This is a genomic window from Paraburkholderia heleia NBRC 101817 (genome assembly GCF_000739775.1).
GTDB classification, from domain to species: domain Bacteria; phylum Pseudomonadota; class Gammaproteobacteria; order Burkholderiales; family Burkholderiaceae; genus Paraburkholderia; species Paraburkholderia heleia.
The window spans coordinates 28902-43398 of record NZ_BBJH01000017.1 but is presented as its reverse complement, the minus strand read 5'-3'; the positions used below and the strand labels follow the sequence as shown (position 1 = coordinate 43398).

The 14497-nt window shown below is 67.6% G+C and carries 14 protein-coding genes; 10 read left to right on the top strand and 4 right to left on the bottom strand.

The features are described 5' to 3' along the window. Positions 1 to 6 precede the first annotated feature (6 nt). From BHE01S_RS15330 to BHE01S_RS15315, 4 genes are all read left to right on the top strand, one after another. On the top strand, positions 7 to 1296 hold the full coding sequence (locus BHE01S_RS15330) for an efflux RND transporter periplasmic adaptor subunit (RefSeq protein WP_042265485.1): 1290 nt from the start codon (positions 7 to 9) through the stop codon (positions 1294 to 1296). Beyond that, the gene (locus BHE01S_RS15325; RefSeq protein WP_084068886.1) at positions 1293 to 2834 is read left to right on the top strand and encodes an efflux transporter outer membrane subunit; all 1542 of its coding nucleotides are present in this window, start codon (positions 1293 to 1295) and stop codon (positions 2832 to 2834) included. Before BHE01S_RS15330 ends, BHE01S_RS15325 begins: the two co-directional genes overlap by 4 nt. Positions 2835 to 2945: 111 nt before the next feature. Then, positions 2946 to 4187 (top strand): MFS transporter, encoded by a 1242-nt coding sequence (locus BHE01S_RS15320; protein WP_042265483.1) that lies wholly within the window; start codon positions 2946 to 2948, stop codon positions 4185 to 4187. 336 nt (positions 4188 to 4523) lie between these two features. Beyond that, the gene (locus BHE01S_RS15315; RefSeq protein WP_042265480.1) at positions 4524 to 4709 is read left to right on the top strand and encodes a hypothetical protein; all 186 of its coding nucleotides are present in this window, start codon (positions 4524 to 4526) and stop codon (positions 4707 to 4709) included. A 133-nt stretch (positions 4710 to 4842) separates the two neighbouring features. Here BHE01S_RS15315 and BHE01S_RS15310 read toward each other — a convergent pair whose 3' ends face one another. Together BHE01S_RS15310 and mgrA are read right to left on the bottom strand one after the other, a co-directional pair. Further along, on the bottom strand, positions 4843 to 5766 hold the full coding sequence (locus tag BHE01S_RS15310; RefSeq protein WP_042265477.1) for a fatty acid desaturase: 924 nt from the start codon (positions 5764 to 5766) through the stop codon (positions 4843 to 4845). 284 nt (positions 5767 to 6050) lie between these two features. After that, a complete protein-coding gene (gene mgrA / locus BHE01S_RS15305) occupies positions 6051 to 7094 on the bottom strand; it encodes an L-glyceraldehyde 3-phosphate reductase (RefSeq protein WP_042265476.1) in 1044 nt (347 codons plus the stop codon). Between the two features lie 245 nt (positions 7095 to 7339). Here mgrA and BHE01S_RS15300 point away from each other — a divergent pair, with 245 nt between their 5' ends. Then, the gene (locus tag BHE01S_RS15300) at positions 7340 to 7546 is read left to right on the top strand and encodes a DUF3185 family protein (protein WP_042265473.1); all 207 of its coding nucleotides are present in this window, start codon (positions 7340 to 7342) and stop codon (positions 7544 to 7546) included. Between the two features lie 23 nt (positions 7547 to 7569). Here the strand turns inward: BHE01S_RS15300 and BHE01S_RS15295 are convergent, their stop codons facing one another. Then, complete coding sequence (locus BHE01S_RS15295) at positions 7570 to 8331, bottom strand: phytanoyl-CoA dioxygenase family protein (RefSeq protein ID WP_042265471.1); 762 nt, start codon at positions 8329 to 8331, stop codon at positions 7570 to 7572. A gap of 526 nt (positions 8332 to 8857) precedes the next feature. Here BHE01S_RS15295 and BHE01S_RS15290 point away from each other — a divergent pair. Beyond that, on the top strand, positions 8858 to 9226 hold the full coding sequence (locus tag BHE01S_RS15290; protein WP_042265469.1) for a hypothetical protein: 369 nt from the start codon (positions 8858 to 8860) through the stop codon (positions 9224 to 9226). Between the two features lie 171 nt (positions 9227 to 9397). On the opposite strand, the gene metK is transcribed toward BHE01S_RS15290, so the two are convergent. Then, entirely contained in the window at positions 9398 to 10591 is a 1194-nt protein-coding gene (metK, locus tag BHE01S_RS15285; protein WP_042265468.1) for a methionine adenosyltransferase, read from the bottom strand. A 285-nt stretch (positions 10592 to 10876) separates the two neighbouring features. Between metK and BHE01S_RS15280 the strand changes: the two genes are divergently transcribed. From BHE01S_RS15280 to xerC, 4 genes are all read left to right on the top strand, one after another. Further along, positions 10877 to 11764 carry a lipid A biosynthesis lauroyl acyltransferase gene (locus tag BHE01S_RS15280; protein WP_042265466.1) on the top strand — a complete coding sequence of 296 codons (888 nt, stop codon included), beginning with the start codon at positions 10877 to 10879 and terminating at the stop codon, positions 11762 to 11764. 58 nt (positions 11765 to 11822) lie between these two features. Further along, entirely contained in the window at positions 11823 to 12701 is an 879-nt protein-coding gene (gene dapF / locus BHE01S_RS15275; protein ID WP_042265464.1) for a diaminopimelate epimerase, read from the top strand. A gap of 130 nt (positions 12702 to 12831) precedes the next feature. After that, positions 12832 to 13515: a DUF484 family protein gene (locus BHE01S_RS15270; protein WP_042265463.1), complete on the top strand. Its 684-nt coding sequence runs from the start codon at positions 12832 to 12834 to the stop codon at positions 13513 to 13515. 57 nt (positions 13516 to 13572) lie between these two features. After that, complete coding sequence (xerC, locus tag BHE01S_RS15265) at positions 13573 to 14475, top strand: tyrosine recombinase XerC (protein ID WP_042265566.1); 903 nt, start codon at positions 13573 to 13575, stop codon at positions 14473 to 14475. Positions 14476 to 14497: the final 22 nt, after the last annotated feature.

Sequence of the window (14497 nt, the reverse complement as noted above, 5' to 3'; positions counted from 1 at the left end):
CCCGTCATGACGACTCATTCGCAAACGCCTTCGCCGCAAGAGCCGCATCGTCCTCATCAACCGCGGCGCTGGCCCATCGTGCTCGCCGCGCTCATCGTGATCGGGCTCGCCGCGCAGGGCATCTGGTCGCGTCATAACGCGCATGCGGCGCTCGAACGCGAGGCCAAATCCGCGAGCACGCTTTCCGTGCAGGTGGTCACGCCGCAGCGCTCGGCGCGCGCGCTCGACCTTGTGCTGCCGGGCAACGTGCAGGCGTTTCTCGATACGCCGATCTATGCGCGCACGAGCGGTTATCTGCGCAAGTGGTACTTCGACATCGGCGCGCACGTGAAGGCGGGCCAGTTGCTCGCCGAAATCGACGCGCCCGAAGTGGACGACCAGTTGCGCGCCGCGCGCGCCGATCTCGCCAACGCCGAAGCGAACTACGCGCTCGCCAAAACCACCGCCGACCGCTGGACCCAGATGCTGCAGACACGCTCGGTGGCGAAACAGGATACCGACGAAAAAGTCGGCGACATGCTCGCGAAAAAGGCCACGCTCGACAGTGCGCGCTTCAACGTCTCGCGGCTCTCGCAGCTGCAGTCGTACGAACGCGTGACGGCGCCCTTCGACGGCATCGTCACGGCGCGCAACGTGGACGTGGGCGCGCTCATCGACGCGGGCAACGGCGGCACCTCGCAAAAGGAGTTGTTCCATCTTGCGCAGGCCGACCGTCTGCGCGTGTACGCGAACGTGCCGCAGGCTTACGCGCAACAGATACGCGTGCAGCAGCACGCGTATCTCACGCTCAACGAGGAGCAGGGCAAGCACTTTCCAGGCGTCGTCGCGCGCACGGCGGGCGCGGTCGATGCGCAGCAGCGCACCATGCTCGTGGAAGTCGATGTGGACAACCGCAGCGGCGAGCTGCTGCCCGGCGCGTATGCGCAGGTCCACTTCGCACTCGACGGCTCGGCCACGCCAATGACGCTGCCCGGCAATGCCTTCCTGTTCCGCCCCGACGGCGTGAAGGTCGCGACCGTCGATGCGCAAAACCGCGTGAAGCTCGTCAAGGTCACGCTCGGCACCGACTTCGGCACGCGCGTGGCGGTGGCGGCGGGGCTCACGGGCGACGAGCGCGTGATCGTCAATCCGCAGGATGCGATCGTCGACGGCACGCCGGTGCGCATCGTAGCGCCGCGCGGCGAGCACGAAGCCGGTGCGGCGCATGGTGCGGGCGCTGCGAGCGGTGCGAGCGGTGCGAGCGCGGCGGGCGCTGCGGGCACTGCGGGCAATTCCGCGCAGGCGCAGGGCGAATGATGAAGCGCGCGCGGATTCGGTTTGTCGCGTTGGCCATGCTTGCGGCGCTCGGCGGCTGCACGGTCGGGCCCGACTATGTGCGCCCGGCCATGCCCGTGGCCGCGACGTTCAAGGAGCTCGAAGGCACGGGCTGGACGCTTGCGCAACCCGCCGATCACGCTTCGCGCGGCGCCTGGTGGACGATCTACGAAGACGCCGCGCTCGACGCACTCGAAGCCCAGGTCGAAAGCGCGAACCAGAACGTGCAGGCCGCGCAGGCGCACTTTCGCGCCGCGCGCGCGAACGTCGCGCAGCAGCGCTCGAGCTTTTTCCCGCTCGTGACGGCAAGCGGCGACTTTTCGCGCTACCGCACTTCGGAGAATCTGCTGTACACGTCGAAAGCCGGTCAAACGATCAACGACTACGCCGTGGGCATCGACGCCACCTGGGAGCCCGACATCTGGGGCCGCGTCGCGCGCAACGTCGAGGCCGCGAAGGCGAATGCGCAGGCGAGCGCCGCCGACATGCAGGCCGTGCTGCTCTCGATGCAGGCCGAACTCGCGACCGACTACTTCGAACTGCGCGGCATCGACCGCGAACGGCAACTACTCGACGACACGATCAAGGCGTACCGCGAATCGCTCGAACTCACGCAGAACCGCTACGCGGGCGGCATCGCCACCGACGCCGACGTGGGCCAGGCGCAGACGCAGTTGCAGACCACCGAGGCGCAGGCGATCGATCTCGGCGTGCAGCGCGCGCAACTCGAGCATGCCATTGCGATTCTCATCGGACAGTCGCCTTCCGCGTTCACGCTCGCGGCCGCGCCGAAGGAGGCCTACGTGGTGCGCGCGATCGCGAGCCCGCCGGGCGTGCCATCGACGCTGCTCGAACGGCGCCCCGACATCGCGGCTGCCGAGCGCCGCGTCGCCGCCGCGAACGCGCAGGTGGGCGTGGCGACGGCGGCATTCTTCCCGAGCCTCATGCTCGCAGTCACGGGCGGCCTCGAGGCGACCAACTTCAGCCAGTGGCTCGTCGCACCCGCGCGCTTCTGGTCGCTCGGGCCGACGCTCGCGGGCACGCTGATCGACTTCGGCGGGCGCGAGGCGGTGCGCAACGAAGCGCGCGCCCAGTATGACGAGAACGTCGCGCAGTATCGCCAGACGGTGCTCGACGCCTTCGGCGAGGTCGAGGACAACCTCGCGGCGCTGCGCGTGCTGGAACAGGAAGCGACAGCCCAGGACCGCGCGGTGGACGCCGCGCAGCGCACGCTCGTCACCATCAACAACCGCTACCTGAGCGGCGCGATCACGTACCTCGACGTGGTGGTCGCGCAAACCACGGCGCTCACCAACGAGCGCCAGGCGGTGGCGATCTCGCGCCGGCGCATGGCGGCGAGCGTCGCGCTCGTGAAGGCGCTGGGCGGCGGGTGGAGCACGGCGGATTTGCCGGGCGATGCGGCGCTGGTCCACCCGGACGATGTGCAAAAGGCGCAGCCCGCCGGCGGGCCGCCGGGCGCTGCGGCGAGCGCGCCGGGCGCGTTGCGCTCTCCAGGCTAAGCGGTCGCGCCAGGCACCCGGCCTGCGGCGCTCGACAACGCCATTGGCCCAACAGGCGTATCGTTGCGCCTTTGCAATATCCGCGCTTTGCGTGGGACAGGAGATCAAGTCGTGACCGCATCACCGGGCGCCTCGCGCACCTGCGCGCCCACCGCCGTTCCGTACATCGAACGCGGCACCCGCGAATTCTGGCGCGCAAGCCTCGCGCTGCTGTTCGCCGGCTACGCCACCTTTTCGCTTCTCTACTGCGTGCAGCCGCTCCTGCCCGCGTTCTCCGAAACCTTCGGCGTGAGCCCCGCGCAAAGCAGCCTCTCGCTCTCGTTCACCACGGCCGCGCTTGCCATCGCGATCTTCGTCGCAGGCTTCGTCTCCGAAGGCTGGAGCCGGCGCGGCATGATGACCGCGTCGCTGTGCGCCTCGTCGCTGCTCACGCTCGCCACCGCCTTCGTGCCGCACTGGCACGAGCTGCTCGTGCTGCGCACGCTCCAGGGCATCGCGCTCGGCGGCGTGCCTGCCGTGGCCATGGCCTGGCTCGCCGAGGAAATGCACCCGGACGGCCTCGGCCTGTCGATGGGCCTCTACGTGGGCGGCACGGCGATCGGCGGCATGGCGGGGCGCGTGATCACGGGCATCGCGACCGATCTGTTCGGCTGGCGTGCGGCGATCGCGGTCATCGGCGTGCTCGGGCTCGCCTCCATGTTCGCGTTCCGCTCGCTCCTGCCGCCCTCGCGCCATTTCGTGCCGAAGAGCGGCCTCGGCTTTGCGCATCATCGCGCTGCGCTGCTGCGCCATTTCGCACGGCCCGGCCTGCCCATGCTGTTCGCCATGGGCTTCGTGCTGATGGGCAGCTTCGTCACGCTCTACAACTACATCGGCTACCGGTTGATCGCGCCGCCTTATCACATGAGCCAGGCGGCCATCGGCGCGATTTTCCTCGTCTACCTGACCGGCGTCGTCGCCTCGCCGTGGTCGGGCCGCATGGCCGACACGTTCGGGCGCGGCCGCGTGCTGATCGCCAGTCTCGCGCTGATGCTCGCGGGCGTCGTGCTCACGTTGTTCGCGCCACTCGCGGCGATCGCGGCGGGCATCGCCTGCCTGACCATCGGTTTCTTCGCGGGGCATGCGGTGGCGAGCGGCTGGATCGGCAGGCTCGCGCGCGAAGCGAAGGGCCAGGCGGCCGCGCTTTACCTGCTCGCCTATTACCTCGGGTCGAGCGTGATGGGTTCGATCGGCGGGCGCTTCTGGACCGGCGCGGGTTGGGGCGGCGTGGCCGGCCTCGTGATCGTGCTGCTGGTCGTGGGGCTCGCACTGGCGCTCACGTTGCGCAGGCGCGAGCGCGCCGGAGCGGCCTGAACGCCAGGAAGCCGCCTGCGCGGCGGCATGCAACGTGCGCGCTCGCGCGTTTGTGTGGTGCGCGTCACGGCAATCGAAAGATATTCGTAATATTCAGACGACTCGGGATTTTGCGGCCGCGCGCCTCGCACCGCGGCGCAACGCCGCCTCTGGCGGGCTTTTGCGGCGCGGCATGCGCATCACGGAGAGCCTCGCGGCGCACACGCGCGCCGCTGTGCTCGCCGCCCTCACCTATACTCGATTTCAGGCCCGGAGCCGCAGCGTCATGCCACCGGCATGACGACGAGAACGACAACCACTGCGAGCCTTCGTCGCCCATACGATAAGGAGACGAGCATGGAAGGTTATTTCACGATCGGCGATTTCGTGATGATCATCCCGATGGCCCTCGCTGGCGCGCTCTTTCTTGGCGCAGTGCCGTGCGCGACGGAATTCAGACACAACACGCTGCGCGTGATCGGCGCGCTGATCGGCGCACTCGCGGCCGTTGCACTCGTCGAGACGCTGCCGGCGCTGATGTAGCGTACGTTTCCCGTACCCATCATGGGACGCCAGGCGGCTCGCGAAGCGTCCGCGCGAAGTGACGATGCGGCATTCTCGCGGCTCGACGCGCCGCAGTTTGCGCGCACGCGCGCCATTCGCTCGCCCCCTCCTCTCAGCCGGGATCGATGCCCGGCTGCAAGCCCCTGAACTGACGCAACACAGCGGCCAGATAGCCCGCGCGCGCCGCAACGCCTGCGGCCGCTTCGGCCTGCGCGAGCGCCGGCAGCGCCGTCCAGGGCAGCGTCGGATGCAGATGATGCTGGCGATGCAGATGGTGATTCATCAGCAGCACGCCCAGCGCGCGCGGCACGCGAAAGTCCCGCGCGCGGCCCGGTTCGTCGAGCGCGACGCCGTAGTGCGGCAGGTTGTCGGCAAGCGAGAGCCACAGCCCGCGCAGATACATCGCTGCGAGCAGCACGGGCCAGGCCTTGCCGTAGAGGGCGAACGAAGCCGCGTAAATCGCGAGCGACGCAAGCCAGTCGCGCCGCGCGCGGCGGCGCCTCACGGGATCGGCGGCATGGTTGGCGAAGAGCCGCTGCACCTGCGCGCCTTCGCGGCCATGCACGCCCACGCCGCGTGCGATGATGGCGCGCGCGATCCGCGCCGGGAGAAACGCCAGAAGCGGCAGCAGCAATTCGGCGAGGTACAGGCCGCCCATCAGCCGCCCGTAGTACGCCACGCGACGCCGCCAACGCGGCCCGCTCGCGTCGTGCGTGTCGTGCACATCGGGCCGGTCGAACGGCTCGCGCGTGAAGCGGTGGTGCATCAGGTGTCCGAAACGCACGGCGTCGAACGGCATTGCCAGACCGATCGAGAGCGCGCGGGCGAGCCACTCGTTCGCGCGCCGCTCGCGCGCCAGTTGTCCGTGTATGCCTTCGTGAATGAGGCCCCAGTGGATCGGCGTGGCAAGCACGACGGGCGCGAGCGTCGCCAGCAGGGCGAGCGTCGGCCCGCCCGCTGCGTCCAGCAACAGCGGCAATCCGATGAGTTCGTAGCCGAGCGCCGTGAACGCGAACGCGATCAGCGCGGCGTTCATGCGGGCCGCCGTTGCCGCCCGCGGTGGGTGGGTTGGCCGCCTGGCGGGTTCAGCGCGGATGGCGGACGGGGAAAGCGCTTCCGTTTCGGCGCTCGAGAACTCCATGGTGATTCCTCGCGGCAAAGGCTGCCGCGACGTTAGCAGGGCCACATGACAAAGCGAAGAATGGCGCGCCGTGCGGTCATGGCCGATGCGCGCCGACCGTTCGCGCATAAAGGAACCGCCTCGCAAGGAGGCGGTTCTTTGCGCCGGGAAGCGGGCACAAGCGGGCACAAGCGTGCCGCTCAGATGTGCTGATCGGTCGACGGCTTCTCCCACAGGTTCACGCCGCCTTCGGTTGCATAGCGGTCGATCTCCGCGAGTTCTTCCTTCGAGAACGCCAGGTTCTTCAGCGCCGCGACGTTCTCGCGCACCTGCTCCGCGCGGCTCGCGCCGATCAGTGCCGAGGTCACGCGGCCGCCGCGCAGTGTCCAGGCGATCGCCATCTGCGCGAGGCTCTGGCCGCGGCGCAGCGCGAGGTCGTTGAGCTTGCGCACGTGCCCGATGTTCTGCGCACTGAGGTGCTCGCTCTTGAGCGAGCCGCCGCCCGGGCGGTTCACGCGCGCATCCTCCGGCACGCCGTTCAGGTACTTGTTCGTCAGCACGCCTTGCGCGAGCGGCGTAAACGCAATGCTGCCCGTGCCCAGATCCTCGAGCGTGTCGAGCAGTTCTTCCTCGACCCAGCGGTTGAGCATGTTGTACGACGGCTGGTGAATCAGCAGCGGCACCTTGTATTCGGCGAGGAGCCTCGCCATTTCGCGCGTCTTCGCGGGCGAATACGACGAGATGCCGACATAGAGCGCCTTGCCCTGCTGCACGGCCGTGGCGAGCGCGCCCGCCGTTTCTTCGAGCGGCGTTTCCACGTCGAAGCGGTGCGAATAGAAGATGTCGACGTAGTCGAGACCCATACGCTGCAGGCTCTGGTCGAGGCTCGCGAGCACGTACTTGCGCGAGCCGCCGCCCTGGCCGTACGGACCCGGCCACATGTCCCAGCCCGCCTTCGACGAGATCAGCAGCTCGTCGCGGTACGGACGGAAATCGTCCCTGAAAATGCGGCCGAAGTTGGTTTCGGCACTCCCGTACGGCGGGCCGTAGTTGTTCGCGAGGTCGAAGTGCGTGATGCCGAGATCGAACGCGGTGCGCAGGATGTCGCGCTGGGTCGAGATCGGCGTGGTGTCGCCGAAGTTGTGCCACAGACCGAGCGACAGCGCGGGCAGCTTGAGCCCCGACTTGCCGCAAAAGCGGTATTGCATGTCCGAATAGCGTTCTGAGGCTGCTTCGTAAGCCATGGTTTGAATCCTCGGCGAAAACGGGAAATGAGCGAAGGGACGGGCGCGGCGCGCGGTGAAGCGCGCCGCTTCGCGTGAGGCAGCTATGTTAGCCAATCCGCCCAAGCCGTGCAGATGCCCACTATGCGGGAAAGGCGATGCAAGGTGCGTGAGCGCGCGCGTCGGGCCGCAGGAAAAACCGCACCCTGGACGCGCCGCGGCCACTCGCCTACACTGCGGCGTCCATCCTTTGCGAGAGGTTGTTCATGGCCAAAGCGGTTTCGATCGCGCTCATCGCCTGTGGCGTCGTCCTGTTGTACTTCGGCGGCCAGTCGCTCCATTCGTTCGCGAACGACATGTCGCGCCTGTTCACCGGCGCCCCCACCGACCGCACGATCCTCCTGATTGGGGGCGGCATTGCCGCGACGCTCGCGGGCATCACCGGGCTCGCGATGTCGGGGCGGCGGCGCTAGACGCGAGGCGCCGCTGCGCCGGCTCAGAGCTTCACTTCGGGCTTCAACGCCGAGCGCGTGCCCGGCAGCGGCACGTTGCTCGCGCCGTGATAGGTGTACACGAGCGAAAACTTTACCTGATCGCTCTGGTTCTGCCCCGCCGAATGCAGCGTGTTGCAGTGGAAGAAGACCACATCGCCGGCGGCGAGCGTCGGGGCAACGGCGCGGTCGATCCAGACCTTGTTCTCGGGCAGGTCGGCGCGGAAGAATTTCGCGGCGTCGAACTTGTCCGAGGTGAACGGCGCCTCGTGCGAGCCCGGCACGAACCACAGGCCGCCGTTTTCCACCTTCTCCGGTCCGAGCGCGAGCCAGACCGAAACGAGGTCGTCGCGCTCGAACGACCAGTAGCGCACGTCGCGGTGCCAGCCCGTGAGGCTGCCGTAGTGCGGATGCTTCGTCATCATGCAGTTGTGATGCGCGCGCGACAGGACCGGCTCCTCGCCGAAATAAAGCTCCATCCACCCCGCGATTTCCGGCGACGTGGCCCACTCGCGATAGAGCGCGTGGCGCGAGTAGGCGTCGAGCAGGCGCCGCACCGTATGGCCGCCCGGGGCGTCCTTCGATTCGGGTGCGCCGGGATAGCGCAAATCGGCTTCGAATTCGAGCGGTGCGGCAGCGGCCAGCAACTGCTCCTGCGCGACCTGCCTGATCGCCTCGCAGCGCCCGGGCGAGACGAGCCCCGGCACGACCACGAAGCCGCGCTCGCGCAGCGCCTGCACCTGTTCTTTCTTTGAATGGACTGACATGGGACTTCCGTTAAGCGATCTCGATGCGAGCAAGGGCCGCAGCCCGCGTGCGTCGCTTCGTCGAACGACGAGGCTGCGGCGTCGGCGCGCGCCGACTCGTCGATTGTAAAGCGTGCCGGCACGGCGGGAAGGACCACGCTCTCATACGAGGTGGCTCCATGCGCGCCGGGCAGCGAGCCGCACGCGAATGGCGCGCGCGCACCGCGATGAAGACAAAGGGTGGGATCGTGTGCATCAAAGACGCGCAGGGCCGGGTATTAACCGACTTTCTGCGGTCATGATTCGCGTGTAGCCTGTTGCTCATGTTGTTTGACTTCGCCGAATTCTCATCGCACGGGCGGATCGCCGTGAACGCCTTGCCGCACAAGGCGCTCCAACAGAAGAATCCGTCGCGTCGCGTCTTACGCCGCGCCTTGCGGCCCGTCTCCCGTCCACCCGGATCGTGACGCCCTGGAAGACAGGCACGTTTGCTGCTCGACGTAAAGCGTCGCGCAAGGCGCACCTCGAACCCGATTGCTCAACCGCCATGCATACCCTCTTCGATACTCAACGCATGACCCACGCCGCTCACACAGCCCTGAAGGCGGCACGCCCCGCCCGCCGTCATCTGGTGCGCGCACTGCGTCACCACGCCGCCCGCACCCGCGCGCTCGCACAACAGGTGCGCGAGACGAAGCCCGTCGACAGCATGCGCACCTGGTTCCACTCGTTCTTCTCCGTGCTGCGCACGCGCTCGGGCGCGCGTCACTTCTCGCTGCGCACGCTGCTGTATCGCCCGAATGCGCCGCTGCGCACACTCGCCGCGCCCTCCACGGTTCATGTGGCGCGCAGCACGCGCAAGCCGCGCCGTATGGCCGCGAGCAGCACAGGCTGGTTCGGCTTCGCAATGCGCTGACGAGCGCATAACCGCACGCCCGCGCGCGACTCACGCCGCGGTCCGCAGAAAACAGAAACCCCGCACGGGCTTGCGCCCTGCGGGGTTTTTCTTCGCGTCGCTGCGCGCTTGACCAGCGTTGCCGCCGGCTCGCGCCAGGCCAGCTTGCGAACGCTCAGGCCAGCGCTGCTCTTAGGCGAGCGCTGCTGCGCTCACCGGCGCCGTGCCGGCGGCTTCGGCCAGAGCCAGCGCCTTGTCGGTCGCTTCCCACGAGAATTCCGGCTCTTCGCGGCCGAAGTGGCCGTAAGCGGCGGTCTTTTCGTAGACCGGGCGCAGCAGGTCGAGCATCTGGATGATGCCCTTCGGACGCAGATCAAAGTGCTCGCGCACGAGCTTCGTGATGGTCGCGTCCGACACCTTGCCGGTGCCGAACGTGTTGACCATGACCGAGGTCGGCTCAGCCACGCCGATGGCGTAGGACACCTGGATCAGGCAGCGCGACGCGAGGCCGGCGGCCACGATGTTCTTCGCGACGTAGCGGCCGGCGTAGGCTGCCGAGCGGTCCACCTTCGACGGATCCTTGCCCGAGAACGCACCGCCGCCGTGCGGGGCTGCGCCGCCGTACGTATCGACGATGATCTTGCGGCCCGTGAGACCGCAATCGCCCTGCGGGCCGCCGATCACGAAGCGGCCGGTCGGGTTCACGAGGAACTTGATGTCGCCCTTGATGAGATCGGCCGGCAGCACCGGCTTGATGACTTCTTCGATCACGGCTTCGCGCAGCGTGCCGAGGTCGATGTCCGGCGAGTGCTGCGTGGAGAGCACGACGGTGTCGATGGCGTGCGGCTTGCCGTCGACGTAGCGGATCGTGACCTGCGACTTCGCATCCGGACGCAGCCAGGGCAGACGACCGTCGCGGCGCAGGTTCGACTGGCGCTCGACCAGACGGTGCGAGAGGTGGATCGGCAGCGGCATCAGTTCGGGCGTTTCATCGCACGCATAGCCGAACATCAGGCCCTGGTCGCCGGCGCCCTGGTCGAGGTTGTTGTCGTGCGCGCGGTCGACGCCCTGGGCGATGTCCGGCGACTGCTTGTCGTAAGCGACGAGCACCGCGCAGCCGCGGTAGTCGATGCCGTAGTCCGTGTTGTCGTAGCCGATGCGCTTGATCGTGTCGCGCGCGACCTGGATGTAGTCGACGTTGGCCGTCGTGGTGATTTCACCGGCGAGCACGACGAGACCCGTGTTGCACAGCGTTTCCGCTGCAACGCGCGAGTACTTGTCTTGTGTGAGGATGGCGTCGAGGATCGCGTCCGAAATCTGGTCGGCGACCTTGTCCGGATGGCCTTCGGAGACGGATTCGGAGGTGAAGAAATAGTCGTTTGCCACGTGTCAGGCTCCTTGTAGCTGGTGACGGTTGAGTTCACGTAGCCAGCTTCGGGAGCTTTGAAGCGGCGACGCTTTAGCGGAATTGCTGCCCGGTTGCCATGATTCGCGATCGATCACGCGTGGTTATCACGTGTCATTCGCAGCCCACCGGCTTCGCCCCGCAAGTTGTCTATTAACTCGGCGAAGCCCTTATTATAGCGACTTCCTTAAATTGTCGCAGAGTCTCCCACGCGTGCCGTCCCTCGCCCCTTCCACAGTTCGCAAGCCCTGCAGCGGAGTTGCCGCATGCTAGGCAAACTCGGCTCCCGTTTCGCCATCGGCTTGCTCAAGCTGTTCGCGATCCTGCCCTATGGCTTCGTCGCGCGTCTGGGCGACGGCCTCGGCTGGCTGCTGTACCAGATCCCGAGCCGGCGCAAGCGCGTCGTTCATACGAATCTGCGCCTGTGCTTCCCCGAGTGGAGCGACGAAAAGCGCGAGGAAGTGGCGGGGCTGCACTTCCGTCACGCCATTCGCAGCTACATGGAGCGCAGCGTGCAATGGTTCGCCTCGGCGAAGAAGCTCGAAAAAATCGTCGAGCTCGACAGCGAGATCGATCTCACCGATCCGAACCTGCCGCCCACGCTCTTTCTCGGCCTGCATTTCGTGGGCATCGAGGCGGGCTCCATGTTCCTGAACTACTCGCTGCACCGGCCGTGCGGCTCGCTCTACCAGCCGTTCTCCAACCCCGAATTCGAAGCGGCGGCGAAGGCGGGACGCAGCCGTTTCGGCGCGGAAATGGTGAGCCGCGCGGACAGCGCGCGCGCCGTGCTGCGGTGGCTGCGCGACAGGAAGCCCGTGATGCTCGGCGCCGACATGGACTACGGCATGCGCAATTCCACGTTCGTGCCCTTCTTCGGCGTGCCGGCGTGCACGCTCACGGCGGTGGGGCGTCTGGCGAAGGTGGGTCATGCGCAGGTCGTACCGTTCATCGGCGAGGTGTTGCCCGATTACAAGGGTTATCGGCTGAAAGTGTTCAAACCTTGGGAAAATTATCCGACCGGCGACGACGATCTCGACGCACGCCGCATGAACGCCTTCCTCGAAGAGCAGATTCCGCGCATTCCCGAGCAGTACTACTGGGTCCACAAGCGCTTCAAGACGCGGCCGCCGGGCGAGCCGAGTGTATACAGCTGAGCGTCGCGCGCACGACCCGGGCGCGGGTTTTCGCCCGGGCCTCGCTTACAATACCGGCATGAAACTCAAATTCACCAAGATGCATGGCGCGGGCAACGACTTCGTCGTGCTCGACGGCTACAGCCAGGACCTCGCGCTCACGCCCGAGCGTGTGCGTGCGCTCGCCGACCGCCACTTCGGCATCGGCGCCGACCAGCTGCTGCTGGTCGAGAAGCCGACCGTGGAAGGCGTGGACTTCCGCTACCGCATCTTCAATTGCGACGGCGGCGAGGTCGAGCACTGCGGCAACGGTGCGCGCTGCTTCGTGAAATTCGTGCGCGACCGCAAGCTGACCGATTCGAACCGCGTGCGCGTGCAGGTGCAGAAGGGCACGATCACGCTCGTCGTGCAGGAAAACGGTGAAGTCGTCGTCGACATGGGCCGCCCCGAGTTCGAACCGGCGCGCGTGCCGTTCGACGCGAACGGCCTCGAAGGCCGCCGCGAAGGCAACGACACGCTCTGGCCGCTCGACCTGGGTGGCGAAATGCGCGGTGAGCGGCGCTGGGTGTCGGTCGTCTCGATGGGCAACCCGCACGCGGTGCAGGTGGTGGACGACGTCGAGGCGTACCCGGTGAAGGCCGAAGGCGCGGTCATCGAGACGCATGCGCGCTTCCCGAACAAGGTGAACGCCGGTTTCATGCAGATCGTTTCGCGCAACGAAGTGAAGCTGCGTGTATTCGAGCGCGGCGCGGGCGAAACGCTCGCGTGCGGCACGGGCGCGTGCGCGGCCGTGGCGGCAGGCATTCGCCGCGGCCTGCTCGACACGCCCGTGAAGGTGCATACCCACGGCGGCCTGCTGACCATCGCCTGGGACGGCGCGCGCGACGAATCCGCCGCGCTTACCATGGCGGGCCCGGCCGCCACGGTGTTCGAAGGCGAGATCGAGCTGGCCGACTAGCCCGTACCGCCGGCCTCGTACGGCGCGCGCAACGAGAGAACGTCGCGCCGCACGAATACTCGAAAGCCATCAACCGAATGACAGACTGCGCGCCGCTGCGCGCGCCTCACAACTACAACGCGTCCACGACATGAACGATCGCGAAGTTGCCGACTATCTGCTCGCCCACCCCGATTTTTTCGTCGAGCACGCCGAACTGCTCGCGACGATCAAGCTAGGCAATCCGCACGGCAAGGCTGCCGTCTCGCTGCAGGAGCGCCAGATGGAAATGCTGCGCGAGAAGAACAAGCATCTCGAGCGCCGTCTTTCGGAACTGCTGCGCTACGGCCACGAGAACGATTCGATCGCCGCGAAGTTCAACCGCTGGACCACGCGCATGATCGCCGAGCGCGATCCGTACGCGCTGCCGCGCTCGATCACGCAGAACCTGCGCGACGTATTCGACATGCCGCAGGCCGCGCTACGCATGTGGGACGTGGCCGAGGCCTACAGCCAGGCCGATTTCGCGCGCCATACCGGCGAAGAAGTGCGGATCTTCGCGAATAGTCTCGACACGCCGTATTGCGGCGCGAACACCGGCTTCGAGGCCGCGCAATGGCTCGACCCGGCCGACGGCGCCGCCGAATCGGTCGCGATCATCGCGCTGCGCGCACCCGCCGTGGCCTCGAACGACGCGCCGGCGGGCGAAGCCTTCGGCCTGCTGGTGATGGGTTCGCCCGACCCGCGCCGCTTCCACGAAGGCATGGCCACCGACTTTCTCACGCAGATCGGTGCACTGGCGAGCGCGGCGCTCTCGCGCCTGCTGCCGCACTGACGCCCATCCAAGCCGCCCAACGTGAACCCAACCGACCCGATCGCCGACTATCTCGCGATGCTCGAACACGAGCGGCGGCTCTCGGAGCACACGCTGCGCGGCTATACGCATGAACTCGACGAGCTGAAAAAGCTCGCCGACGGCAAGCCGCTCGAAGCGATCAGCGCCGCACAAGTGCGCAACGCGGTGGCGCGCGCGCATGCGGGCGGCCTCTCGGCGCGCTCGATCGCGCACCGGCTTTCGGCCTGGCGCGCCTTCTATCGCTGGCTCGCGGGGCGCATCGAAATGGACGCGAATCCCGTGGCCGCCGTGCGTGCGCCCAAGCGCGCCAAAACGCTGCCGAAGGCGCTTTCCGTCGACGACGCCGCGCATCTCATGGAAGCGCCTGCCGTCGCCGGCACGGAAGAAGGCGGCCCCGAGGCCCTGCGCGACCGCGCGATGCTCGAGCTGTTCTATTCCTCGGGGCTGCGGCTCGCCGAACTCGTGGGACTCGACGTGCGTTACGTCAAGCGCGACGGTTACGAATCGGCGGGCTGGCTCAAGCGCGACGCCGCCGAAGTCGAGGTGCTGGGCAAGGGCAACCGCCACCGCATGGTGCCGGTCGGGCGCAAGGCGCTCGACGCGCTCGACGCCTGGCTCGCCGCCCGCAGCGCCTTCGTCAGGCACGACGACGCCCCGCTCTTTCTCTCCGTGCGCGGCAACCGCATGGCGCCGGGCGTGGTGCGCGAGCGCGTGAAGCGCGCCGCCATCGCGGCGGGCATTCCCGCGAACGTGCACCCGCACGTGCTGCGCCACTCGTTCGCCACGCATCTGCTGCAGTCGAGCGGCGACCTGCGCGCCGTGCAGGAACTGCTCGGCCACGCGAGCATCTCGGCCACCCAGGTCTATACGTCGCTCGACTTTCAGCATCTCGCGAAGGTCTACGACATCGCCCATCCGCGCGCCAAGAAGCGCGATTGATACGCGGGCGCTCGCGCCACGC

Excerpts from the sequence above, each read along its gene's own strand:
- xerC (WP_042265566.1), top strand. The coding sequence starts at position 13,573 with ATGCTCGAACACGAGCGGCGGCTCTCGGAGCACACGCTGCGCGGCTAT.
- BHE01S_RS15325 (WP_084068886.1), top strand. The coding sequence starts at position 1,293 with ATGATGAAGCGCGCGCGGATTCGGTTTGTCGCGTTGGCCATGCTTGCG.
- BHE01S_RS15270 (WP_042265463.1), top strand. The coding sequence starts at position 12,832 with ATGAACGATCGCGAAGTTGCCGACTATCTGCTCGCCCACCCCGATTTT.
- BHE01S_RS15315 (WP_042265480.1), top strand. The coding sequence starts at position 4,524 with ATGGAAGGTTATTTCACGATCGGCGATTTCGTGATGATCATCCCGATG.
- BHE01S_RS15330 (WP_042265485.1), top strand. The coding sequence starts at position 7 with ATGACGACTCATTCGCAAACGCCTTCGCCGCAAGAGCCGCATCGTCCT.
- mgrA (WP_042265476.1), bottom strand. The coding sequence starts at position 7,094 with ATGGCTTACGAAGCAGCCTCAGAACGCTATTCGGACATGCAATACCGC.
- BHE01S_RS15280 (WP_042265466.1), top strand. The coding sequence starts at position 10,877 with ATGCTAGGCAAACTCGGCTCCCGTTTCGCCATCGGCTTGCTCAAGCTG.
- dapF (WP_042265464.1), top strand. The coding sequence starts at position 11,823 with ATGAAACTCAAATTCACCAAGATGCATGGCGCGGGCAACGACTTCGTC.
- BHE01S_RS15310 (WP_042265477.1), bottom strand. The coding sequence starts at position 5,766 with ATGAACGCCGCGCTGATCGCGTTCGCGTTCACGGCGCTCGGCTACGAA.
- BHE01S_RS15300 (WP_042265473.1), top strand. The coding sequence starts at position 7,340 with ATGGCCAAAGCGGTTTCGATCGCGCTCATCGCCTGTGGCGTCGTCCTG.
- BHE01S_RS15290 (WP_042265469.1), top strand. The coding sequence starts at position 8,858 with ATGCATACCCTCTTCGATACTCAACGCATGACCCACGCCGCTCACACA.
- BHE01S_RS15295 (WP_042265471.1), bottom strand. The coding sequence starts at position 8,331 with ATGTCAGTCCATTCAAAGAAAGAACAGGTGCAGGCGCTGCGCGAGCGC.